Here is a 21,791-nt window from a genome sequence, read left to right as displayed (position 1 = left end):
ATCGATTCCGGCGCGCCTTCCCCGCGGGGCGTTCAGGTCACGCGCAGGCGCACATACCTGGCGATCTCTTCGAGCACGCTCGCGAGGCTCTCGCGCACGTCCTCGAAATGGGCGTTCGGTTCGCGGGTTGTCTCGTCCATGTACAGCGAACGGTTGATCTCGACCTGCAGGCTGTGGCGCTTCCGCGCCGGGTCGCCCGCAAGGCGCACCAGCTCCTGGCCGCTGTACGGGTCGTTGAGGCTGACGCGAAAGCCGTGGGCCGCCAGCGCCTGCGCCACCACCTCGACGAACTCCGGATCGCAGCTCGTGCCATGGCGGTCGCCGAGCACGAAGTCCGCAAGCGGCGTGGCCGAGCTGACGCCGAGCCGCTCGTACGCGTCATGGGGCATCGAATGCAGGTTGAGGTGCCAGCAGGCGCCGTAGGTGGCCATGGCCCGTGACAGGGCGTCCGAGAGGGCCGCGTGGTACGGCGACCACGCGAACCGGATGCGCCGCTGCACCTCGTCCACCGACAGCTTGCGGTTGTAGATGGCCGCGCCGCGCCGGACGTGCCGCCACACGAGGCCGAACCCCAGCTCGGACTTGCGCGACGGGTGCAGCGGCCGTGGCCAGGGGCTGGCGAGCATGGTCGGGTCGAGGTCGTCGAGCGGCCGGTTCGGGTCGATGTAGGTGCGGGGGAACCGGGCGCACACCAGCGTCGCGCCGACCTCGGGGGCGTGCCCCCACAGGCGTTCCACGTGGGTGTCCTCGCCCGTGCGGAGGTCCGCCAGCGGGAGCGCATGGCCGAAGTCGGCCGGGTAGTCGACGCCGCTGTGCGGCGAGTCGCAGACGAGCGGCAGCGCCAGGCCCGGCCGCCCGTCCACGACGGAGATCCAGTCGGTCAGGTTCACGGTGAAATCAGATGGTGATGTTGGCGACCTGCACCGTCTTCTTGAACGACTCGAGCCACTGCGCGATCAGCGCCTGGAACTGCTCCGGCGAACTGGGTGTGCAGGTGCCGGCCACGGCCTCGGTCTTCTGGATGAACGACGGCGTGCGGATCGCCTGCAGCGTGGCTTCGTTCAGCCGCTTCACCACGTCGCGCGGGGTGGCCGCCGGGGCCACGAGGCCGAACCACAAGGGCTGGCTGATGGTCCCGAAGCCGAGTTCCTTGAAGGTGGGCACGTCGGGCAGCTGGGGCACGCGCTTGACGTCCCGGACCGCGAGCGCGCGCAGCCGCCCGCTCTTGATGTGTGGCAGCAACGACGGGATGTTGTCGCTTGCCACCTCGATCTGCCCGCCGAACAGGTCGTTGAGGATGGCGCCGCTGCCGCGGTAAGGCACGTGCAGGAACTTGACGCCGGCGAGGTGTGCGAACTGTTCGAGCAACACGTGGCCGGCCGACCCGGCCCCGGGGCTCGCGAAGGAGACGGCCTCCGGCCTGGCGCGCGCGGCATTGATCAGGTCGGGCAGCGATTTGATCGGCGAGTTTCCGAGCACGACGGTGGCACTCGGCAGCGTGACCAGGGTGGTGACGGGGGCGAAGTCCTTCAGCGGGTCGTAGCGAAGCGACTTGTTGACGGCCGGGTTGGAGACGAGGGTGCTGACGGACGCGAGGCCCAGCACATGGCCGTCCGGCTTCGCCCGGGCGACGGCCTCGGCCCCGAGCGCGCCGCCGCTGCCGGAGCGGTTGTCCACGATCACGGGCTGGCCGAGCAGCTTGGCCAGCTCGTCGCCGATGGCCCGTGAAAAATAGTCAGTGTTGCTGCCCGCAGCGAACGGATCGATCAGCGTGATGGGGCGGTCGGGGAAGCGCGCGGTCTCCGCCGTGGCGCGGCCCGCGAGGGCCAGGGCCCCGAGGGTGGTGGACGAGAGCACGAGGCGCCGGCGGGTGAGGCTCATGGGGGTCGCTTTCCGTTCGTTCATGAAGTGGCACGACTGTGATCGACGGGCCACATCACGTCCATCGACGAACCGGCATGAAGCCATGTCGTGATGTAATACCGCGGGTGCGCATCCTTTCGCCTTCGCTGATCGAGTTGCATGCCTTCACGGCCGTCGTGGAGACGGGCACGTTCTCGCGTGCCGCGGAGCGCCTGTCGGTGACCCAGGGTGCCATCAGCCGCGCGGTGCTGCGCCTCGAGGCCCGCCTGGGCCTCGTGTTGCTCGAACGCAGCGGCACCGGCGCGCGCACCACCCCCGAAGGCCGGTGCTACTACGACCGCGTGCACAAGCCGCTGGCCGAACTCGAAGCGGCGGTGCCGGCCCGTCGTGGCGGACGGCCGCGCGAGCTGCGGGTCAGCGCAATCTCGTCGCTGAACATGCGCTGGCTTGTGTCGCGCATGCCCTCGCTGCAGGCCCAACACCCCGACCTCCACATCGTCTTCAAGCCGTACTGGAAGGACGACGACTTCCGCCGCGACGACGTGGACTGCTGGCTCCAGACCCGCCTCACGTCCACGAGCCGGTGGCCCGCACACGTGAAGGCCACCTACATCGTGGGCCGTGAGATCGTGCCCATCTGCCACCCGCGCATCGCCGCGCAGATGCGCGAACCGGCCGACCTGCTCCGGCACCCGCTGCTGCACCACACCAACTACCCCGACAACTGGGCGGTGTGGTGCGCGGCCCATGGGGTCGACACACGGGGCCTGCGCCTCGGCCCGGCGTTCGACCTCGCCGCCGGCCTGATCGAAGCCACGGCCGCCGGGCTCGGCGTGGCCGTGGTCCAGCGGTGCCTGATCGAGCAGGACCTGGGGCAGGGCCGCGTCGCCATGCCGTTCGACCTGACGGTGTCGACGAACCGCGGCTACTACCTGTGTGTGCCGCGGTCGCGCACCGAGACGTCCGAGGTCGCGGCGTTCAGGTCGTGGCTGCTGGCTCAGGCTCCGGCGTGACGCCGGGTTCGCGGTTCGACAGGGCCTTCGTGTAGACGTCGAAGGCGTGCCGGGCCACCGCGTCGGCCACGTCCGGCGACGTGCTGGCGTGTTGCAGCATCGCCGCCACCACCACCGAGAGGTCGGGGCGCATCTTGGTCCGCTTCTGCACGTCGGTGCGCACCTTCGACACGGCGTCCATCACGCCGTCGGCGATGGGGAGCCAGCGGTCGCCGGTCTTGTCGCGGGCCTGGCCCGCCGTGGTGTGTTTGCCACCTGCGCTCTTGCGGTTCGTAGCTTCCGTCATGGATCTTCTCCTGGGTTCGATGAGGGTGGCCGCCCTGAACGAAAGAAGGCACGGGCTGGATCGGGAGAAGACTCCCTTTCCAGCACCGTGCCCTTTGCCACCTGAAACAGCACCGGGTCCCGAAAAATCAGGATCCGACACAAGGCGACGTTTGACAGGGCAGGCCGGCGGGTGTGAATCACACGCGCCGACACTGACCTGCTTGCTTACTTCGTGCCAGCCCGAAAGACCGACCAGCGCCCGTGAGGATCACGGGTGCCGGCAGGTCACTTGGTCAAGGCTTCTGCTTGTCAACGGGCTGGTTGGCCCGGATCGAGCAGTACGCACCGCCGACGAGGAGCGAGATCGCGATCCAACCGAACGTGTTCGGCAAGATGTCGAACCCGAGCCAGTCGATCATGAACCCGATCGGCATCTGGATGATGGCGACGGCGGACACCCGGCCGGGCGACACCTGTTCGGTGGAACGGTGGAGCCACAGCGCGGGGAGGAATCCGAGCACGCACACCCCCAGGACCAGCGGAGCGAGCGTGTGCCAAGGAAGGTTTCCCCGGGTGAGCAGGGTCCACGCGTTCACGAGGCTGAGGACGATCGCGCTCAGGGACGCGATGAACCCGACGATGCTCTGATAGAACATCACCAGGTAACGGTTGTCTCCGAACTCGTTCGCGCGCTTGCCCAACAGCTGGTTCGTCGCGTTGCACACCGAGGTGAACACCACGACAGCGAAACCGGTGCTGATGGCAACGATGTCGGTCCAGTCGGACGCAGCGGTGAAGCCGACGCCGATGGCGGACAGGATGATCGAGATCACCAGGTAGACCGGGCGGTCGATGACCATGTCAAAGAACCTGTAACCGATCAGCTGCACGAACACCGAGACGGTGCCCAGGCTCATGGTGGTGAACTGCGTGTTGTTCAGCAACAGGGCCCCGACAACCACGCCGAGCGAGACGCCGAACATCAGGTATCCCCGGATGCTCAGCCGCTTGGACTGCGCGCGATCCTTGAGTCGGAACCGCGACAGCAGCTTGTGGCGTGCCCCTGCCGGCGTCGGCACGTGCCGGATCACCAGCACGGAGCTGATGGCCACGGCGCCGGCGTAGCGCAGGAAGACGAGGAACAACACCCCGAAGCCGTCACCTTTCAGGATCCGGAGGATGTTCTGCAACGCGACCGTTCCGGTCGCGGCGGCCGCGGCAAAACCGCGGGCCTTGAGAAGCTGACGCTTGTCGTTCGACATGCGCCGATCACCACCTTCCAGTGGAGTTGGGTTGGGACGGGGTGCCATCCGGATGGATGGCACCCCGCTTGGATGGATCAGAACCAGGCCTTGCCGCCCAGCTCTTCCAGCTTCAGGCGCGCTTCCTCGCCCCAGACGGCCAGCGGCATGGCGCCGCCGAACATCCGGGCCGCCAACTGGGCCGTGGTGGAGCGGAAGTGGGACTCGTCGAGACGGGTCACCACCTGCGGTCCGGGGAAGACCGCCTTCTTGGCGAGTTCCTTCGGAACCTTGTGCACCGAGTAGCCCAGGGGCTCGAGGTTGCTGGCAATGCCGTTGGACTCAGGGTTGAAGCTGAGCTGGACACGGCTGCCCAGCACGCCAGCCAGGTTGAGGATGGCCGGACGCGCTGACGGGTACATGCCGGAGATGCTGCACGTTGCCCGCGCCGCAACGGCGGCGGGCACCTGCAGCTTGCCAAACTCCTCGTCGCCGAGGAGCGCCTTGGCGTCCACCTCGAGGCGGGGCTCAAGGGCATTGAGGTGGCGCACCATCTTGAGTGCGACCGTGAGCACCGGCTCGTCGTCACCCTTGCGGGTGCCGACGATGACGACCGTGTCCAGCGGGTAGGACCCGAGGACGGAGCGGTCGAACTCCTTCTTCGCCCGGCGATAGCCGTGGGTCAGGAGCGCGGTGACCTGGCCCCGCAGAATTTCGTCCGCGAGGACCAGCCGGAAGCCCTCCGTCTCCAGGAGACGGGGGAGGTGGAGCTCGATGTCGACACGAGTGCTGGACACCCGAATCACATCCTTCCTGGGTTGAAGTGACCACGTTCGTTCCCAGAAGGGAACTGGCGTTGGTTGCCACGCCACGGTGGGTGGCATTCGGGGTGTAGGGCGGTGGATCCGGGAGTCAAGGGCCGTGCGGAACGGCGCACACGGCGCGGCGAGGCGGGCGGATTGCCGCACGCCGTTGTGCTGTCTTCTCCCGCACACGCCAGCGCCCGGTGGCTGGCACGAGGGTTGCGCCCGAAGAGGTCATCGACAGCACGACCCGGAACCCGCCGATGCCACTCACCACCTTCCTCAAACGCACCGCACGCAGTGCCACCCAGATGCCGTCCGAGGCCCGCGCCCTCCTGCGCTGGTGTGTGCTGGCCGCGGCGGCCGCGTTGATCGCACTCGCGTCGATCCCGGAACCCGTGCAGGCGCAGGAGGTGGCGGCCGCGTTGCCCAAGGTCAACCCGCTGAAGGTCGGCACCTTCGTGGCGTTCGACCCGCGCACGAACACGGTTGGCGACGCGATCGCATCGGTGCTGATGCCGGTGCGCTACCGCATCACCGACCGCACGGTAGACCCGCTCGCCAGCGCCACGGTGCTGCGCAGGCCGGTCTCGCCGATCGTTGCGAACGCCGGTGTCATGAGCATCGAGTCCGCCGTGCTGCTGCTCATCGGCGAGGACCACCGCCTCGTGGTCGACCACACCCACCGCCTCGTGGCGATCGAACGCCACGTCACCGACGAATCGAAGGAACCCTGATGACCCGCTTCCTCCGCCTCCTGGCTGCAACCATCCTGCCGCCGCTCCTGCTTGCCGCGTGTGTGACGCCGCCGCCGGCCGACGTGGCCCCACCGGTGTCGCCGCGCGTGGTCGAGCGAGACCTCGGGGCCGACGCGGCGTTGCGTCCGGCGCGCTGACACGCGGGCCGTTGCACGGTGAACGGTCCGCACGACCCGCTGCTGGCCGACGGATCGGGCGCGGACGCGCCCGAGTGGGCCTCCGAGGCGCGCGAAGATGCGCGCCTGCCGACGTTGATGACGCTGTACCTCCGCGAGGTGCGGCGCTATGAGCGGCTGGCGCCCGAGCGCGAGTTCGAGCTGCTGTCGGCCATGGCCGACGGTCAGGACGGCGCACGCGACCGGCTGATCTGCCATCACCTCGGTCTCGTGATCGCAATGGCGCGTCCGTTCAGCCACCGAGGCCTCGACCTGCTGGACCTGATCGAGGAAGGCAACGTCGGCATGCTCGTCGCACTCGGCAAGTTCGAGGCCGAGCGGGGCTTGCGCTTCTCGACCTATGCGGGCTGGTGGATCCGCTATTACCTGCAGACGGCGATCGCCACGCAGGTGCCGATCGTGCGGCCACCGCTGCGCGCCCAGCAGCGTGCGGGACGAGAGGCCTGGCAGCACTGGGCCGACGCCCACGATGCGGAGGCCGTCGACTTCAGCGACAGCGCGCCCGCGCCGCTGGTGACGCAGGTCGCGATCGATGGCGACGACAGCGAGGCCCAGTTGGCCTCGGTCGGGCACCTGGAGGCCGACGTGTTCGACGACGTGGCCGCGCGCCACGATGCCCCGCGCCTCGCACGGCTGCTGCATGAGCTGGTGGCGCGCCTGCCCGCGCGGCAGCGCGACGTGATCGTGGCCCGGTTCGGCCTCGATGGCTCCGATGAACTCACGCTGCAGCAGCTGAGTGCGCTGGGCGGGGTGACCCGCGAGCGCATCCGGCAGGTCCAGGTGGCCGCGTTGCAGGCCTTGCGCGAGGGGCTCGAGGCGGCAGGGATCACGCGCGACATCGCGCTGGCCTGACCCCCTGACCGCCGTCAGGCGGTCACTGCATCAGCGAGCAGGCCGTGTCGCCCGGCACCGCGTAGCTGACCGGCACCTCGGAGCGGAACGTGGCGGGGTCGACGCTGAACCGGGTCAGCTTGTCGTACAGCGTCTTGCGCGGCACGCTGAGGGCCTCCGACGCCCGGGTGACGGAGCCGCCACACATGCGCAGGCACTGTTCGATGACCATCCGCTCGAACGACGCCACCAGCTGCGGCAGCGACTGGGTGGCTGGCTCGTCGGCCATGCCGCGGTGTTCGGGCATGCCGAGCACGTGCCGTTCGACCGCGTTGCGCAGCTCGCGCACGTTGCCGGGCCAGTCGCGCGCCATCAGCCGGCACACGAAGTCGGGCACGAGGTCGGTCACCGGGACACCGTGCCGGCGCATCGCCTCGCGGGCGAACGACTCGGCCAGCAGCGGGATGTCGCCACGCCGTTCGCGCAGCGGCGGCATGTCGAGTTCGATCACGTTGATGCGGTAGTACAGGTCCATGCGGAAGCGGCCGGTGCGTGCGAGCGCGAGCAGGTCGTCCTTCGTGGCCGCCACCACGCGGCAGGTCAGCCGGATGGGCTCGTTGCCGCCCACGCGCTCGATGGTGCGTTGCTGCAACGCGCGCAGCAGCTTGACCTGCATCGACATCGGCATGCTTTCGATCTCGTCGAGGAACACCGTGCCGCCGGCGGCATGTTCGAGCTTGCCGATGCGGCGCTTGGCCGCGCCGGTGAACGCCCCGGCCTCGTGGCCGAACAGCTCGCTCTCGAAGATGTTCTCGGGAATCGCGCCGCAGTTGATCGCCACGAAGCGCTTGTTCCGGCGTGGACCGAAGTCGTGCAGGCACCGGGCGACCACTTCCTTGCCGCAGCCCGTCTCGGCCTTCACGAGCACGTCGGTCTCGATGCGTGCGAGGCGCAGCAGGGTCTGGCGCAACCGTGCGATGGCCGGGTGGTTGCCCCGCAGCATCGCCTGGATGGAGGGGATGCCGGCTTCCGCGCCTTCCGCGTCGTCGTCCTCGGCTGCGTCGGTGCCACCGCGGGCCTGCAACGCGATCTCGCGTGCGCGCAAGGCCTGGCGGCAGGCCAGCACGAGGCGTGGCAGGCGTTCCCGCGTGAGCACGTCGCACGCGCCGCGGTGCACGGCCTCGACCGCGGTGGCCGCGTCGTTGCGGGCGCACAAGGCGATGAGGCTCAGCTGCGGGTCGATGGCGCGGCACTGCGACAGCAGCTCCATGCCTTCGTGCACGCCGGGCACGTCGAGGTCGGTGACGACCGCGCCGGCTGCGCCGCAGGCAACCGCGGCCAGCAGGTCGTCGCTGCTCGTGACGGGTTGGACGTCGAGGCCGCCTTCGCGCAGCTGGGCCGCGAGTTCGGAACGCTGTTGGCTGTCGTGGTGGAGAAGGATGACGTTCATGTGAAGAAGCGTACTGCCGTTCTTTTTTTCAGGCATCTACGAAAGCCCGTAACGCCAGCAGCGGCGCATGCACCACGGTGTGCACGGTGCGTTACCGGGCGTCACGGCGGCAGCCCTTGGCGTTTGGGCGTTGCACCCTATACGCAGAGCAGCTGTATCGAACTGAAAGAAGACCGGCCAGGGCCGGCAAGAAGACCGGCCGTGGCCGGCCGAACCGACTGACTTCGAGGAGAACCGACATGACGGCACGAGAACTGAGGAACTGCCTGCGCGCATTGCGAATGATGCGTGCGGGCGAAACGGGTGGCCTGCGCAGCGGTGCGGACATCGTGGAGCACGTGGTGCTCTGGGGCTTCGCGAGCCTGGTGGCGGATGGCCGCACCGTGCACGCGGCGCTCGCCCGCGAGGTGCTCGACGAACTCGCGGAGCCGAGCCTGGAGAGCCTGGCCTTCGCACCCATGCTCAGCGGCGAGCCTCATTGACCGGAGTGGCTTGCGTGTCACGCGCCTTGGCCTACACACGTGGCACCGGCGGCCGTGTCATGTGCGGCGCCGGACTGCCACCGGGCAGGGAAAGGAGACCGCGTGGCCTTCCTTTTTCGGGCGGGTCGGGGCGTGGCGCCAGTTCCGGTGAATGGGGCGCGGGCCCGGTGGTGTTCCTCGCCCGCGGGGCCGCAAGGGGTGTCCCTTGCGGCCCTTTTCTTGTTGGGGGACGTGCGGCCGATCGCCGCGCCGAATGCGCGCCGTGCGAAGAACCGCACAGCGCCGGCGGCATCCGGTCGCTCACCTGGCTGCGCTAACTGCCTGACGCACCTCGTGTTTCGCATGCCACGACGCGAGGGCGGCCCACATGGCACCGGCGTTGCGACTGGACAGGGAGCCCCTCACCGTGAAAGTCGCCGATGTCCCTGTTCAACAAGTCCGGAACCGCGAAGGCCGCGAAACTGGCACGCAAGCCGGCCGAGCCGCGTGCGCCGAGGCCGGGACGCCAGGAAGACGGCCTGGTGCCCGAGGCGGTGATCCACAAGGTGCGCGCGCATTCGCGCCTGGACCTGCTCGCGGCGACCACCGCGGACCGGGCGCGCTGGTTCGTCGCGTTCGTGATGCTCGGGGCCATCACGCTGTTCGTCTGTTTCGGCTGGTACGCGGCCGACAGCCGCTTCGCCAACAACGTGCGGGTGGCCTGGGTCAAGCTGGACCCGTCGGGCGCCTACACCGTCGAGTTCGCCGACCGCGTGCGGCCGGTCGAGTTCTTCCAGACGACGCTGGAGTCGAAGCTCAGCGAGTTCATCGAGAAGCGCTACCGCAAGGTGGCAGGCACGATCACCGCGGACTACCGCTTCGTGGGCTTCTTCCTGTCGCCGAAGCTGTCGGCGCAGTTCCTCGGGGCCGAGGACTACAACGCCGCGCGGGTGGCGGCTGAACTCACCGAATGCAAGTCGCGTTGCCTCGAACGCGATGTGCGCGTGCGCGTGGTGCAACACCGCACGCAGACCCCGGTGCACATCCCCGAGCGCGCCGACTCCACCCTCTACGAGTCCCTGGTCTTCACCACGTTCACCGAGCGCAAGTCCGATGGCACCGTGCTCGACCGCCGCAACGCGATCGTGCAGGTGGGCTGGCGCATCAAGGGCAAGGACGAGATCGGTGCGAACAAGAACGCGCTGGTCGCCAACCCGCTCGGGCTCGAGATCCTGTCGCTCGACCTGAAGGAAGACCCCACCCCGGTGCCGCGCGACGACAAGTCCGGCGCCGCATCCTGACACCCCCCGCCATGGAGCCCTGCATCCGATGAGAAACCTGTCCACCCTCGTGGCGGCCCGCCTGATGGCCGCCTGCTTCGGCCTTGCCGCCGCGTGTGCGGTCGCGCAGCAGACGCCGTTCGATGCGCCGCCGCCAGCCAAGGCGGCGCCCGCTCCCGCTCCCGCGGCCGTTGCCACCGACGACGCGCCGGTGGCCCCACGCCGCGCGGCGGCCACCACCCGCGCGGTACAGGCCCGCGCGGCCAACCGTGCCCATGGCAACGAGCCGGCCCTCAGCTGCCGCACCGTGCACTGGCAACGCGGCGACATCATCCGGTTGGTGGCACAACCGTACAAGCAGATCCACGTCGCACTGCCCGAGAACGGCATCGACGTGATCATGGGCGACAAGGAGCTGTGGGCGCTCGACTGGATCAACAACCGCATCTTCATCAAGCCCACGAGCCGGTCGACCGAAGGCCGTTCGACCACGATCTCGGCGATCGGCCAGAGCGGCAATGCCTACGAGTTCCTCGTGACCCGTGTGCCGGAAGGGGCCGAGCTGTCTCACTGCGTGTACATCGTGGCCGATGCGGGGCTGCTGTCCCGGAACGCCTGGACCAAGGCCGAGGCGGGAGGCTACGACGGCTCCGGCGTGCTCTCGCGCGAGGTCACGAGCCTGCGTGAGCGGAACGCCCAGCTCGAACGCCAGTCTCGCGAAGGGCTCAAGGCCTACCGCAAGAAGCTCAACAGCAACTACGAATGGCGCAGCGGCACGTTCTCGCGCTGGACGGGCGGCGAGGTGGAGTCGGTGTACGACGACGGCCGCTTCACGTACGTGCGGGTCAAGGATGGAGGCCAGGGCCTGATGTCGATCACCGGCGAGGTGGACGGCCGCGCGGTGCTGCTCGAATACCAGTACGACGCGCCGACCCGGACCTACCAGGTGAGCGGCATCTTCCCGAAGTTCACGCTGCAGTCCGGCAAGCAGTCGATGGACGTGGTGCGCAAGGCCGAGGGGGCGTCGTCGTGAACGGCCCGTCCCGCGCCGATCCGTCGCCGGACCTCACCCGCCCCGGCCACGACGACACCGAACCCCCGGGTTCGGGCGGTGACGAACAGGCCGCGCAACACGGCAAGCGGGCGGTGCTGGTCGCGTCGGTGCTCGGGGCCCTGGTGGTGGGCGGGCTGTTGGTGGATGCCTTGCGCGGTCCGGCGAAGGTGGCTGTGGCACCCGCTGCCGCCGAAGCTGCGAAGCCGCCGGTGCCGCAGGACCCGTTCATCGACTTCGAGGCCCGGCAGAAGCTCGAGGCGGCCCGGCTCGACAGCGAACGCCAGCGGAAGGCCGCGCTGGCCCAGGCCGAGGCGCAGGCCCGCCGCGACCGGCCGGCGCCGCGCGACGAACCGGCCGACGTGGCCGCCCCGCCGCGCAAGACAGCCGAGGATGGCGTGCGCGAGGAAGCCCGCCTCGAGGACCTGAAGCGTTCGCTGGCCGCGATCAAATCGCAGGACATGGTGGTGGCCAATGCACGCGCCGAGGCGGACGTGCGCGCGCCGGCGGGAGCGGCATCCGGTGCCGGGGGGCGGCGGGCCGACGGCACGCTGCAGCGCCTGCGCCAGGCGATCGACCGCGTGCGCCAGGGCGGCACTGGCGGTGGCGCGGGCGCCGGGGGCGGCGCGGGTGGCCCGGCGGGCGAGACGGTGGGTGACCTGGCCACGCCGTTCGTCCGCGACCTGCCCAGCGGCCAGGCCTCCGGGGCGGTGGTGGGCCAGTCGGCCAGCCGGCGCCGCGAACGGGGGGAGGGGCGGCGAGAGGGCGAGTACGTCGTTCCCGTGGGCACCGTCATGGCGGCGGTGCTCGACATGGAAGTGAACTCCGATTGGGAGGGGCGCTGGCGCGCGATGGTGTCGCGCGACATCTACGACATCCACCAGGACGTGATCCTGATCCCGAAGGGCACCCGCGTGCTCGGCACGTCGGTGCGGCCGAAGCCGGTCAACGAGGCGATCAACGAGCGCATGGGCCTGGCCGCCCAATGGCTCGTCCTGCCGAACGGCGCGCGCATCGACCTCACGCGCAGCGCCATGCTCGATGCGGGCGGTGTGGCGGCGATCGACGGTGACGTCAACCGCCACGTCCTCGCCACGCTCGGCGGGGTCGTCGCCTACGGGGTGATCGGGGGCTGGGGGGCGGTGGAAGCGGCCAAGCGCACCGACCAGAACAACGCCGCCACGGCCGTGAGCCTGCTGAGCGGGCAGCGGTCGGCCGGCGCGGAGATCGCGCAAGGCCTGGCCGACATCGGCAAGCGGGTGGCGGCGCGGTACCTGAACCTGGTGCCCACGATCACCCTTCGCCCGGGCACGCCGATGAACGTGTTCCTCGACGACGAGATGGTGCTGCAGGCCTGGGCGCCCATCGACGAATTCGCGCCCGCCGTGGCGCAGCGGCCCTGAGTGGACGAGCCCATGACCCCGACACCCGTGCCGTGGATCGTCCGGGCCCGCGACTGGTGCCGGCGGGCTGCCGCCGGCGAAGTGGACAGCTCGGGCTTGCGCCAATCGCTGCTGCCCCACGCGATCGCCTGTGCACCGCTGATCGTCACCAGCGTGCTGGCGCCGCCGTGGCTGTCGTGGGCGATGGCGCTGCCGTCGCTCCTCGCGCTGTTCCATGTGGCCGACGCGCTCGAACCGGTGCTGTTCGACGTGCCGCCGGAGCGGGGATTCCTGGCCTACGCGCTGCCGCTCAACGCACTGCTGTTCTTGTGGGGGTTGGGGGTGTCGCTGGCCGGCCGGCCCGGGGACATGGCGACCACGGTGTTCCCGTACGCGGCGGTGTTGTGGGTCACGATCGCGCCGGCGGTGCGGCGCAACCGGGCGGTCCACGCGCGCCGCTGGCCGCTGCGGTGGACCTTCGTGGCGGTGGCCTCGGTGGCCGTGGCCCTGCACGGGGCCGCGGCACTGGCAGGGGAGGCGCGGTGACACGGCCGCCCCCCTGGATCCTGGCGGCAGCGATCGCGTGGCCGGCCGGTGCCCACGCCGTGATGTACCGCTGCCCGCCCGCCGGGGACGGTGGCGCGCCGGTGGTGACCAACCTGCTGAGCGACGACGACGCGCGGGCCCGGGCGTGCGAGCGTGTGGGGGTGCGGGTGTCGCCGCTCGATGGGGCGGTGTCGCCGAAACCGGCGCCCTTGCGCGGGCCGGCACGAAGCGAGCCCGCGGCGCACCGCGTGGACCCGGCCGACCAGCGGGGGCGCGACGACCAGCGGCGCACCATCCTCGAGACCGAGTTGCGCACCGAGGAAGAGGCGTTGGCGCGGGCCCGCGCGGGTGCCGGCGCGGACATGGCCAAGGTGGTGGCACGCCACGCCGACAACGTGGACGCGCTGCGGCGCGAGCTGGGGCGGATGAAATGACAGCCACCTCCGCCGATCCGCAGAGCGAGGAGGCCCGCAGCGCGGTGCGCTTGCAGTGGGAACTGGTGCGCCACTACCTGCGGCCGATCGATCCGTACTTCCGCCTCGACGGCGTGACCGGCATCTTCGTGAACCGCTTCGACAGCGTCTTCATCATGCGGCGCGGTGAGTTCCAGCGGGTCGACGCCCGTTGGCAGAACGAGTTCCACTTCGTCACCGCCATCGAGCAGATCGCCAACGCGCTGGGCCAGGAAGTGCACCCGCTCGAGCGCCCGCTGCTCGACGCGCGGCTCGACGACGGGTCGCGCATCAACGCCGTGCTGGCGCCCACCGGGGTGTCGGGCAGCAACATGACCGTGCGGCTGTTCCCGAAGCTGCGGTACACGGCCGACGCCCTGATGCAGACCGGGTCGTTCGACGCGGCCATGGGCCGCTACCTGCGCCTGGCCATGCTCAACCGGTTCAATATCCTGGTGTCCGGCGGCACCGGCAGCGGGAAGACGACGCTGCTGAACGCGGTGTCGAACTTCATCCCCCGCGAGGACCGCATCATCAGCATCGAGGACACGGCCGAGCTGCAGATCGACAGCGACCACTGGGTGGCCCTGGAGGCACCACACCGCTTCGTGAAGGACGTGGAGCCGCTGACGATGAGCCGGCTGGTGCGCAACGCGCTGCGGATGGAGCCGCAGCGGCTGATCGTCGGCGAGGTGCGCGACGGCGCGGCGGCCGAGGCGCTGCTGACCGCGGCCAACACGGGTCACTCCGGCATCCTGTCGACGATCCACGCGAACAGCGCGCTCGACACGATCGACCGGCTCACCAACCTCGCCGCCGCCGGTTTCGCCGCGATCCCGTACGAACACGTGCAGCGCCAGGTGCGCAGCAACCTCGACGTGATCGTGCACGCCCAGAAGACGCCGCACCACGGGCGCCGGGTGGTCGAGATCGCGCAGCTCCTCGACGGCGAGTTCTCGCTGCTGTGGCGGTGGAACTACGAGCGGGGCGAACACGAGGCGGTCCATGCGCCGTCGATGCAGCGCATGCACTACACCCGCGACGACTGAAGGAGCACGATCGATGGACGAGATGAACCAGGCCGCAGCGAGTTTCGTGATCGCGGCAATGCGCTGGTCCACCCCGTGGTGGTGGGTGTGTGCCGCCACCGCGATGACCACGCTCGCGCTGATCGACGTGCTGCCGCTGCGCGTGCCCCCGGCACGCGAGGAGGACTACGGCCTCATCGACCTCACGAAGGTGGGCCTGCGCAACGTGGCGGTCATCGCGCTGGTCGTGCTGGTGCTCGTGTACTGGCCGGCGATGTACTTCGGCACCCTCGCGACCCTGGGCAACGGGTCTGGCCAGGGCCACCACTGGTTCGTCGACTACGTGTCGCGGCAGGCCTGGCGCTGGGGCTGGCTGATGCCGGCCGGGGTGGTGGGGGGGCTGGCCGCCCGCCTGTGCTGGGCCCGCTACGGCACCCCGTGGCTGTCGCGCCAGTGGCAGCGTGTGCTGGTCAGGCAGGAAGACCACAAGCAGAGCGACATGCGGGTGGAGGTGGGCAAGCTCAAGGCACGTGACTTCCTTCCGCGCGACCACTACCGGGCGGACCAGGTGTTCGTGGGCCTCGACGAGGCCAACCAGCCGGCCTACCTGGAGGCCAGGACGTTCCGTGCGACCCACATGCAGGTGGTGGGCCCCACCCGCTTCGGCAAGGGGGTGGTGCTGGGCACGATGCTCGAACAGGCCATCGCGCAGGGCCACGGCGTGGTCTACATCGACCCGAAGGCCGACGCGTTCCTGCCGTACATCATGGCCGAGGCCTGCGAGCGCGCGGGCCGCCGGTTCATCTACATCGACCTCGCGAGCGAAGACACCCGCTGGGCCCCGTTCGAAGGCGGCACCGACCGCGACCGCCGGGCCCGCATCGTCAATTGCTTCGGCCTGAACAACACCGGCGACGGTGCCGACTTCTACAAGTCGAAAGAGCGCGCGATCCTGGACACCATCATGTCCAAGTCGGGGACCAGCATCGCCGGGCTCAAGGCCGCGCTCGAGCAGCGCGGGGAAGACGGCAAGCCGCTGAAGGAAAGTGCCAACCGCCTGTACGACGGCCTGGTCGAGTTCGGCATGATGCCGTCGCTGAACCCGAAGAAGGGGGGCGGCAACAAGGTTGCCGACGCGCTGAGGATGGGCGCCAGCGTCTATGTGCGCGGTTCGTTGGACGACGCCACCATCAAGCGTGCCACGCAGACCTTCATCACCGAGGTCATCCAGGAGGCGCGCCGGCTGGCGCCCGAACGCCCGCACCACCTGACCCTGGCGGTCGACGAAGTGAAGTTCATGATCTCGCAGGAGATCAGCGATGCGCTCGCGACGATCGCCGGGTTCAACGTCAACATGGTGCTGCTGCACCAGTCCATCCGGGACCTGCGCGGCCCCGAGGACCGCACGCTCAACGTCGAGGCACTCGAGTCGGGGGTGATCGTCAACTGCCAGATCAAGCTGCTGTACCGCGCCTCCGATCCGGAGACGGCCGAATGGGCCAGCCTGCTGTCGGGCACGAAGATGGTCCGCACCACCAAGTCGCAGACAGTGGAGCACAACCGGTTCGGGGGGGAGGCCTACACCGCGTCGCGCATGGTGTACGACCTGGAGGTGCCCATCGTCACGCAGAACGAGATGCTGAGCCTGTCCCCGCGGGTGGGGGTGCTGTTCGCGCCCGATCGCCTCGCGTCGGTCGTGTTCACGGCCTTCGTGCCGGCGGACACCACGCGGGTGCTGTACCAGCGCCCGCAGGACAAGGTGGTGCAGGCCGTCCCGCCCGCCTGATCACCTGGCGCCGCCGGCCTGCAGTGCCAGCCGCTTGATCGCCGCACCGAGGGGCTGCCGGGCGGTGGCGTAGCCGGCCCATGGATCGGCCTTCTGGAACGACAGGTGCTCGCGGGCATTGGCGATGGTCCATTGGCTGCCCGCCTTCACCGAGTCGAGTTCGTCCCAGTGCAATGGCATCGACACCCCGAGGCCGGGCCGGGCGCGGGCGCTGAAGGCGGCCACCGTGGTGGCGCCGTGGCCGTTGCGCAGGTAGTCGATGAAGATCTTGCCCACGCGGTTCGACGGCCCGCTTTTGACCACGAAACGGTCGGGGATGTGGTGGGCCATGTGGGCCACCACCGCGCGGGAGAAGTCCTTCACCGTGTCCCAGTCGAGGCGGGGGGCGATGGGCACCACCACGTGCAATCCCTTGCCGCCGCTGGTCTTGAGCCACGCCTCGAGGCCCAGTTCGGCGAGCAGCGCACGGGTCAGCGTGGCGGCCTCGCGCACCTGGGGAAAGCCGACGCCTTCGCCGGGGTCGATGTCGAACACGATGCGGTCGGGTTTGCCGATCGAACGCACCTTGGCGTTCCAGGTGTGGAACTCGATGGTGTTCATCTGCGTGGCACTCGCCAGCGCCTTCTCGGTGCCCACCTCCAGCAGCGGCTCGTGCTCGGGCCACAGCGCCGGGTCGAGCTGCTTCACCCCGTCGAGCTTCAGCTTGCCGGTGTGTTTCTGGAAGAACAGTTCACCGCCGACGCCGTCGGGTCCGCGCAAGAGCGAACAGGGCCGGCCCTTCAGGTGCGGCAGGATGAACTCGGCCATGCTGTCGTAGTACCGCACGAGGTCGAGCTTCGTGGCGCCGGTGCCCGGGTCGATCACGCGGCCGGGGTTCGAGATCTTGACGGTGGTGTGGGTTGTCGTGGGTGTCACGGCTTTCTCCCGGGTGATCTGCCGCGCCGGTTTGTCGGCACGCAGGGCCACGAACACGGCGTGGCGGATCTGCTGGTCGGGGGTCCACTCGCCAAACGACACCTCGGCGATGCGGGTGGGTTTGACCCAGTGCACCTGCACGAGGTCTCGCCGCGACCAGCGCCCATTCTTCGGCGCGGCCTCCGCGGTGAACGGCGGCGCGGGGGCCTCGATGCGGGCCAGCGTGTGCCACAAGTCGCGGGACGTGGCGGTGTCCCAGCCGGTGCCCACGCTGCCCACCGAGACCAGCCGGCCCCGCTCGTCGTGCACCCCCAGCAGCAAGCTGCCGACCTCGCCGTCGACACCCCGGCGTGCCGTGAAACCCGCGATGACGAACTCCTGCCGCTGCTGGCACTTGAGCTTGAGCCACGACGTGGAGCGCCGGGACTCGTAGGGGGCATCGGCCCGCTTGGCGATCACGCCCTCGAGCTTCATGCGGCAGGCGGACGCGAGGATGCTGGCCGGGTCGGCGTCGATGCCGGGGCTGAACCGCACGCGGTCGCTGTCATGGCCGTCGAGCAGCGCCTTCAGCACCTGCCGCCGTTCGCGCAAGGGCTCGGACCGCAGGTCCCGGCCGTCGAGGAACGGGACGTCGAACAGCACATAGACGATGCGGTCGGTGCGGGTGCGGTCGAACGCGTTCTGCAGCGCGTTGAAGTCGGGCACCCCGTCGTCGTTCAACATCACCAGTTCCCCGTCGAGCCAACCGGACTTGATGCCGAGGCCGCGCACCGCCTGGGCCAGCCCCGGCAGCTTGGCCGTCCAGTCGTGCCCGCCGCGGGTCAGGAACGCCGGCACCCCGCGTTCGATGCGGGTCATCACGCGGTAGCCGTCGTACTTGATCTCGTAGGTCCACTCGCCCTCGGTGGGCGCCGCCGTGGCGAGGGTGGCGAGCTGTGGCGCCAGCGTGGCCGGCAGGGGCCCCTTCCTGGGCGGCGCTGCCTTGCGGACGCGCGGCGCCAGCGGCCGGGCCGTGATGACACTGTCGGGCCGTTCGGCCACCACATCGAACTCGTCATGGGGCCGGGCGTGTGCGTCGCGCTTCTTGAACAGCAACCACGCTTCCTGCCGCTCCCCGTTGCGCGGTTTCATGCGCACCAGTTCCCACACGCCGGCCAGCTTTTCACCGTGCAGCTCGAAGGCGAGCTTGCCCGCGGCGAGGCCGTCGGCCGGGTCGTTCAGCGGGGTCCAGGTGCCCCGGTCCCAGACGATGACGTTGCCGGCGCCGTACTGCCCGGGCGGGATCGTGCCCTCGAAGTCGGCGTACGACATCGGGTGGTCCTCGGTGCGCACGGCCATGCGTTTGTCGGACGGGTCGAACGACGGCCCCTTGGGCACGGCCCACGACAGCAGCACCCCGTCGAACTCCAGTCGGAAGTCGTAGTGCAGGCGGGTGGCGTCGTGTTTCTGGATCACGAACGACAGGGCCTTGCCGCGCCGAGCCCGCACCCCGGCGGGCTCCGGCGTCAGCGTGAAGTCGCGCTTGGCGCGGTAGCGTTCCAGCCGGTCGGCGTGCGGCGTCGCCATGGCCCCTCAGGCCCGCTTGCGGGTGGACGGGGCCTTCTTGGCGGCCGCCTTCCCGGCCGGCGGCGCCTTGGCCTTCGGTTCGTTGGCCGCGGCGCGCCGGCCGCCGAGGCTCTGCTTCAGCAGCGCCGTGAGGTCCACCACGTTGGTGGTGCCGGCAGGGCCGGCGTCTTCCAGCGGGGTCACCTTTTCGGTCTTGCCCGCATGGACACGCTGTTCGATCAGCGTGTGGACCGCCTCGGTGAAGTGGTCCTCGTACTGGCCGGCCTGCCACGTGTCGGTCATGTCCTTGACCAGCTGCTCGGCCATCTTCAACTCGCTGTCCTTCAGGTGCGCGGCCGACTTGCCTTCAGCCGGCAGCTTCAGGTCGGACACGTCGCGGATGTCGGCGGCCCAGCGCAAGGTGTTGAGCATCAGCGCGGGGCCGGCGGGAATCAGCGCTGCCAGGTGTTCCTTGGTGTGCATGACCACCCGCGCAATGCCGATCACTCCTTGCGCAAGCATGGCCTCGCGGAGCAGCGCATAGACCTTCTCGCCCTTGGCCACGGGCTCCAGGTAGTACGGGCGTTCGAGGTGCAGGAACGGAATCTCGGCGGCCTTGACGAAGGCCTCGATCTCGATGGTCTGCATCGTTTTCGGGTAGGCGGCCTTGATCTCCTCGTCGCTGAGGATCACGTAGTCGCCGTCGGCCTGTTTCACGCCCTTGACGATGTGGGCCTTGTCGATCTCCTTGCCGGTGCGCTTGTTGACCCGCTTGTAGCCCACCGGATCCATCGTGCGCTTGTCCAGCCAGTCGAAATCGATGCCGCCTTCCGACGACGCCGGATACAACGCAACCGGCACGTGCACCAGCCCGAAGCTGATGGCCCCTTTCCAGATGACCCGACTCGCCATGGCAGTTCTCCCATCGTCAGGGGAACATCGTGCGCCTGGCGGCCGGGGAGTGTCCGTAGGACGGTTCTGCGCCGTGGTGTCAGGCGACGGAGCGGGCGTGCAGCCAGCGTTCGAGTGCCTCGGAGCCGCCCACGTGGGCGCCGTTGACGAACACCTGCGGCACGGTGGCCTGGCCGGCGATGGCGCTCAGCGCCTTCGACCGGATGGCGCCGTCGAGCGGCACGTCCGCGAACGGGATCTTCGCGTCGTCCAGCATCTTCCGGGCCTTCGCGCAGAAGGGGCACCCCTCGCGCGAGAGCATGGCCACTGCATCGGGTGCCTTGGCGTCCGGATCGAGGTACTTCAGCATCGTGTCGGCGTCGGACACCGTGAGCGGGTCGCCAGGTTCGTCCGGTTCGACGAACATCTTCTCGATGATGCCGTTGCGCACCAGCATCGAGTAGCGCCACGACCGCTCGCCGAAGTTCAGGTCGCGCTTGTCCACCAGCTGGCCCATCTCGCGGGTGAAGGCGGCGTTGCCGTCGGGCAACATCAGCAGGTTGTCGCAGTGCTGGGTGCGCGCCCATTCGTCCATCACGAACGGGTCATTGACCGAGATGCACGCCACCGTGTCGATGCCGTGCGCCCGGAAGGCCGGGGCCAACTCGTCATAGCGGGGCAGGTGGGTGGACGAGCAGGTGGGCGTGAAAGCCCCGGGCAGCGAAAACACCACCACGTTCTTGCCGTCGAACAACTCGCGGCCGTGCACCACCGACCAATCGTCGTCGCGGCGCACGCGGAACGACACGTCGGGCACACGGTCGCCTTCGCGGCGGCGTTCTGGGCGGCGGTCAGGCATGGCGGGTCCTCCGGAGAATGTCGATCCTCGAAGGATGGCCCGGGCCGTGCTGCACGGGTGTAGGACCGCGCCGCGTCTATTTTTCGGCCACTGCCTTCAGGTTGGCCAGGCCGCTTTCGAAGTCCTTGCCCACCAGGCTGTCCATGCTGGTGAACACGCTCATGACCTTGCCGAGGAAAAGGTTGGGGCCCGTCATGGCCCAGGTGACCGTGGTGGCGTCACCCTGGGTGGTGAGCACGAACTCCGCGGTGTTGTGGGCCTCGAAGGGTTCCAGGAAATCGAGCTTGATGGTCACTTTCGACGGAGCCGCCGAGTCGACGATCTCCATGCGGCCCTTGCCCACCTTCTTGTTGCCCTCCCAGGCGTACACCGCGCCGGTCCCGCTGCTGGCGCCGCTGTGGGTGCGCTGCATGGCCGGGTCCATGCGCTCCCACGGCGACCACTGGGTCCAGTGGTGAAAGTCGTTGATCAGCACGTACACCTTCTCGGGCGGGGCCTTGATGGTGGCCGAACGTTCGACGCGGAAAGTGTCCGGCTTCGTCGCCGCGAGCCCCAGCACGGTGGCGATCAGCACCACGACGATGAGCGCGATCATCTTGAACATGGGGAACTCCAGGGGGGTGAGGGCGACGGGGGCGGATCGTACACCCGTGCCGGAGGGCGCGCACATGGCTTGCGCGATGTGCGGCGATTGGCCGGACGAACGACGAGGCCCTCCGTGCGCGGGGCCCTGCTGTACCGATGACCAAGCCGGAGACCCGTCCAGGGTGACGCGAGTGGCACGGGTGGTGCGGTGCCTGGGAAGGCAGACCCCGGGAGTCAGGGCGTGGAGAGACGCCAAGCCGGAGACCCGTCCAGGGTGACGCGAGTGGCACGGGTGGTGCGGTGCCTGGGAAGGCAGACCCCGGGAGTCAGGGCGTGGAGAGACGTCCTGGCTTGGTTGAGTTCTCGGCGTACACCGTGCGAGTCCCGCTCAGCCGAAGCGCCAGGGCAAAGGTCTGGGAAGCTGATGTTGAGGTGTTTTCTTGGTTCCTTCTTTTTCACCAGAACAAGAAGGGACTCGGCTGCCGGGCCGAGACCCGGCGCGGCCTCGCCCGAGAGAAAACTCAACTCGCAGCGAAGAGTGGGCCCCGACGTCCGTGGGGGTGACGGGAGGGGTGACGGGCGAAAGCGCTCACTCGAAGGGGTAACGC

At 69.4% G+C, this 21,791-nt stretch carries 22 protein-coding genes; 12 read left to right on the top strand and 10 right to left on the bottom strand.

The window, feature by feature from the left end; all coding sequences use genetic code 11:
• Positions 1–32: 32 nt before the first annotated feature.
• Positions 33–890, bottom strand: a complete 858-nt coding sequence (locus ASC87_RS20840; protein ID WP_056666756.1) for an N-formylglutamate amidohydrolase — start codon at positions 888–890, stop codon at positions 33–35.
• 7 nt (positions 891–897) lie between these two features.
• A complete protein-coding gene (locus ASC87_RS20835) occupies positions 898–1,881 on the bottom strand; it encodes a tripartite tricarboxylate transporter substrate binding protein (RefSeq protein WP_056666753.1) in 984 nt (327 codons plus the stop codon).
• 107 nt (positions 1,882–1,988) lie between these two features.
• Here ASC87_RS20835 and ASC87_RS20830 point away from each other — a divergent pair, with 107 nt between their 5' ends.
• Positions 1,989–2,876, top strand: a complete 888-nt coding sequence (locus ASC87_RS20830; RefSeq protein ID WP_056666751.1) for a LysR substrate-binding domain-containing protein — start codon at positions 1,989–1,991, stop codon at positions 2,874–2,876.
• Here the strand turns inward: ASC87_RS20830 and ASC87_RS20825 are convergent.
• The 3 genes from ASC87_RS20825 to ASC87_RS20815 form a co-directional block, all read right to left on the bottom strand.
• Entirely contained in the window at positions 2,842–3,162 is a 321-nt protein-coding gene (locus tag ASC87_RS20825) for a hypothetical protein (protein WP_056666747.1), read from the bottom strand. The two genes, ASC87_RS20830 and ASC87_RS20825, sit on opposite strands and share 35 nt — an antisense overlap.
• 274 nt (positions 3,163–3,436) lie before the next feature.
• Complete coding sequence (locus ASC87_RS20820) at positions 3,437–4,405, bottom strand: DMT family transporter (RefSeq protein WP_056666742.1); 969 nt, start codon at positions 4,403–4,405, stop codon at positions 3,437–3,439.
• A 77-nt stretch (positions 4,406–4,482) separates the two neighbouring features.
• On the bottom strand, positions 4,483–5,181 hold the full coding sequence (locus ASC87_RS20815) for a hypothetical protein (protein WP_157604173.1): 699 nt from the start codon (positions 5,179–5,181) through the stop codon (positions 4,483–4,485).
• A gap of 269 nt (positions 5,182–5,450) precedes the next feature.
• Here ASC87_RS20815 and ASC87_RS20810 point away from each other — a divergent pair, with 269 nt between their 5' ends.
• From ASC87_RS20810 to ASC87_RS20805, 3 genes are read left to right on the top strand one after another with little or no spacing between them, the layout of a single operon-like run.
• On the top strand, positions 5,451–5,924 hold the full coding sequence (locus ASC87_RS20810) for a hypothetical protein (RefSeq protein WP_056666738.1): 474 nt from the start codon (positions 5,451–5,453) through the stop codon (positions 5,922–5,924).
• Complete coding sequence (locus ASC87_RS32055; RefSeq protein ID WP_157604172.1) at positions 5,924–6,082, top strand: hypothetical protein; 159 nt, start codon at positions 5,924–5,926, stop codon at positions 6,080–6,082. Before ASC87_RS20810 ends, ASC87_RS32055 begins: the two co-directional genes overlap by 1 nt.
• 18 nt (positions 6,083–6,100) lie before the next feature.
• Complete coding sequence (locus tag ASC87_RS20805; protein WP_056666736.1) at positions 6,101–6,973, top strand: sigma-70 family RNA polymerase sigma factor; 873 nt, start codon at positions 6,101–6,103, stop codon at positions 6,971–6,973.
• Positions 6,974–6,995: 22 nt separating this feature from the next.
• Here ASC87_RS20805 and ASC87_RS20800 read toward each other — a convergent pair whose 3' ends face one another.
• Positions 6,996–8,402, bottom strand: a complete 1,407-nt coding sequence (locus ASC87_RS20800; protein ID WP_056666733.1) for a sigma-54 dependent transcriptional regulator — start codon at positions 8,400–8,402, stop codon at positions 6,996–6,998.
• 239 nt (positions 8,403–8,641) lie between these two features.
• Between ASC87_RS20800 and ASC87_RS20795 the strand changes: the two genes are divergently transcribed.
• From ASC87_RS20795 to ASC87_RS20760, 8 genes are all read left to right on the top strand, one after another.
• Positions 8,642–8,884, top strand: coding sequence for a hypothetical protein (locus ASC87_RS20795; protein ID WP_157604171.1), 243 nt, complete (start codon positions 8,642–8,644; stop codon positions 8,882–8,884).
• A 419-nt stretch (positions 8,885–9,303) separates the two neighbouring features.
• Positions 9,304–10,164 (top strand): hypothetical protein, encoded by an 861-nt coding sequence (locus tag ASC87_RS20790; RefSeq protein ID WP_056666728.1) that lies wholly within the window; start codon positions 9,304–9,306, stop codon positions 10,162–10,164.
• 28 nt (positions 10,165–10,192) lie between these two features.
• Positions 10,193–11,176: a TrbG/VirB9 family P-type conjugative transfer protein gene (locus ASC87_RS20785; RefSeq protein ID WP_056666725.1), complete on the top strand. Its 984-nt coding sequence runs from the start codon at positions 10,193–10,195 to the stop codon at positions 11,174–11,176.
• Positions 11,173–12,597 carry a TrbI/VirB10 family protein gene (locus ASC87_RS20780; protein WP_056666722.1) on the top strand — a complete coding sequence of 475 codons (1,425 nt, stop codon included), beginning with the start codon at positions 11,173–11,175 and terminating at the stop codon, positions 12,595–12,597. The genes ASC87_RS20785 and ASC87_RS20780 overlap by 4 nt, the downstream gene beginning before the upstream one ends.
• Before the next feature lie 12 nt (positions 12,598–12,609).
• The gene (locus ASC87_RS20775) at positions 12,610–13,122 is read left to right on the top strand and encodes a hypothetical protein (RefSeq protein WP_157604170.1); all 513 of its coding nucleotides are present in this window, start codon (positions 12,610–12,612) and stop codon (positions 13,120–13,122) included.
• Entirely contained in the window at positions 13,119–13,556 is a 438-nt protein-coding gene (locus ASC87_RS20770) for a hypothetical protein (protein ID WP_056666715.1), read from the top strand. The genes ASC87_RS20775 and ASC87_RS20770 overlap by 4 nt, the downstream gene beginning before the upstream one ends.
• Entirely contained in the window at positions 13,553–14,623 is a 1,071-nt protein-coding gene (locus ASC87_RS20765) for a CpaF family protein (RefSeq protein WP_056666712.1), read from the top strand. Before ASC87_RS20770 ends, ASC87_RS20765 begins: the two co-directional genes overlap by 4 nt.
• Positions 14,624–14,636: 13 nt before the next feature.
• The gene (locus ASC87_RS20760; RefSeq protein WP_056666709.1) at positions 14,637–16,388 is read left to right on the top strand and encodes a type IV secretory system conjugative DNA transfer family protein; all 1,752 of its coding nucleotides are present in this window, start codon (positions 14,637–14,639) and stop codon (positions 16,386–16,388) included.
• Here the strand turns inward: ASC87_RS20760 and ligD are convergent, their stop codons facing one another.
• The 4 genes from ligD to ASC87_RS20740 form a co-directional block, all read right to left on the bottom strand.
• Positions 16,389–18,869, bottom strand: coding sequence for a DNA ligase D (ligD, locus tag ASC87_RS20755; RefSeq protein ID WP_056666707.1), 2,481 nt, complete (start codon positions 18,867–18,869; stop codon positions 16,389–16,391).
• Between the two features lie 6 nt (positions 18,870–18,875).
• Entirely contained in the window at positions 18,876–19,760 is an 885-nt protein-coding gene (locus ASC87_RS20750) for a Ku protein (RefSeq protein ID WP_056666703.1), read from the bottom strand.
• A 79-nt stretch (positions 19,761–19,839) separates the two neighbouring features.
• Positions 19,840–20,598: a glutathione peroxidase gene (locus ASC87_RS20745; RefSeq protein ID WP_056666700.1), complete on the bottom strand. Its 759-nt coding sequence runs from the start codon at positions 20,596–20,598 to the stop codon at positions 19,840–19,842.
• 76 nt (positions 20,599–20,674) lie between these two features.
• Positions 20,675–21,202 carry an SRPBCC family protein gene (locus ASC87_RS20740; protein ID WP_056666697.1) on the bottom strand — a complete coding sequence of 176 codons (528 nt, stop codon included), beginning with the start codon at positions 21,200–21,202 and terminating at the stop codon, positions 20,675–20,677.
• Positions 21,203–21,791: the final 589 nt, after the last annotated feature.

The sequence above is a fragment of the Rhizobacter sp. Root1221 genome (assembly GCF_001425785.1).
Classification (GTDB): Bacteria; Pseudomonadota; Gammaproteobacteria; order Burkholderiales; family Burkholderiaceae_C; genus Rhizobacter.
Note: the sequence above shows the minus strand (reverse complement) of the source record. Positions and strands in the feature narration are given on the sequence as shown.

Coding starts and splice junctions, on each gene's coding strand:
- ASC87_RS20835 (WP_056666753.1), bottom strand. CDS start 1,881: ATGAGCCTCACCCGCCGGCGCCTCGTGCTCTCGTCCACCACCCTCGGG.
- ASC87_RS20825 (WP_056666747.1), bottom strand. CDS start 3,162: ATGACGGAAGCTACGAACCGCAAGAGCGCAGGTGGCAAACACACCACG.
- ASC87_RS20820 (WP_056666742.1), bottom strand. CDS start 4,405: ATGTCGAACGACAAGCGTCAGCTTCTCAAGGCCCGCGGTTTTGCCGCG.
- ASC87_RS20810 (WP_056666738.1), top strand. CDS start 5,451: ATGCCACTCACCACCTTCCTCAAACGCACCGCACGCAGTGCCACCCAG.
- ASC87_RS32055 (WP_157604172.1), top strand. CDS start 5,924: ATGACCCGCTTCCTCCGCCTCCTGGCTGCAACCATCCTGCCGCCGCTC.
- ASC87_RS20800 (WP_056666733.1), bottom strand. CDS start 8,402: ATGAACGTCATCCTTCTCCACCACGACAGCCAACAGCGTTCCGAACTC.
- ASC87_RS20795 (WP_157604171.1), top strand. CDS start 8,642: ATGACGGCACGAGAACTGAGGAACTGCCTGCGCGCATTGCGAATGATG.
- ASC87_RS20790 (WP_056666728.1), top strand. CDS start 9,304: ATGTCCCTGTTCAACAAGTCCGGAACCGCGAAGGCCGCGAAACTGGCA.
- ASC87_RS20785 (WP_056666725.1), top strand. CDS start 10,193: ATGAGAAACCTGTCCACCCTCGTGGCGGCCCGCCTGATGGCCGCCTGC.
- ASC87_RS20775 (WP_157604170.1), top strand. CDS start 12,610: ATGACCCCGACACCCGTGCCGTGGATCGTCCGGGCCCGCGACTGGTGC.
- ASC87_RS20765 (WP_056666712.1), top strand. CDS start 13,553: ATGACAGCCACCTCCGCCGATCCGCAGAGCGAGGAGGCCCGCAGCGCG.
- ASC87_RS20760 (WP_056666709.1), top strand. CDS start 14,637: ATGGACGAGATGAACCAGGCCGCAGCGAGTTTCGTGATCGCGGCAATG.
- ligD (WP_056666707.1), bottom strand. CDS start 18,869: ATGGCGACGCCGCACGCCGACCGGCTGGAACGCTACCGCGCCAAGCGC.
- ASC87_RS20750 (WP_056666703.1), bottom strand. CDS start 19,760: ATGGCGAGTCGGGTCATCTGGAAAGGGGCCATCAGCTTCGGGCTGGTG.
- ASC87_RS20745 (WP_056666700.1), bottom strand. CDS start 20,598: ATGCCTGACCGCCGCCCAGAACGCCGCCGCGAAGGCGACCGTGTGCCC.
- ASC87_RS20740 (WP_056666697.1), bottom strand. CDS start 21,202: ATGTTCAAGATGATCGCGCTCATCGTCGTGGTGCTGATCGCCACCGTG.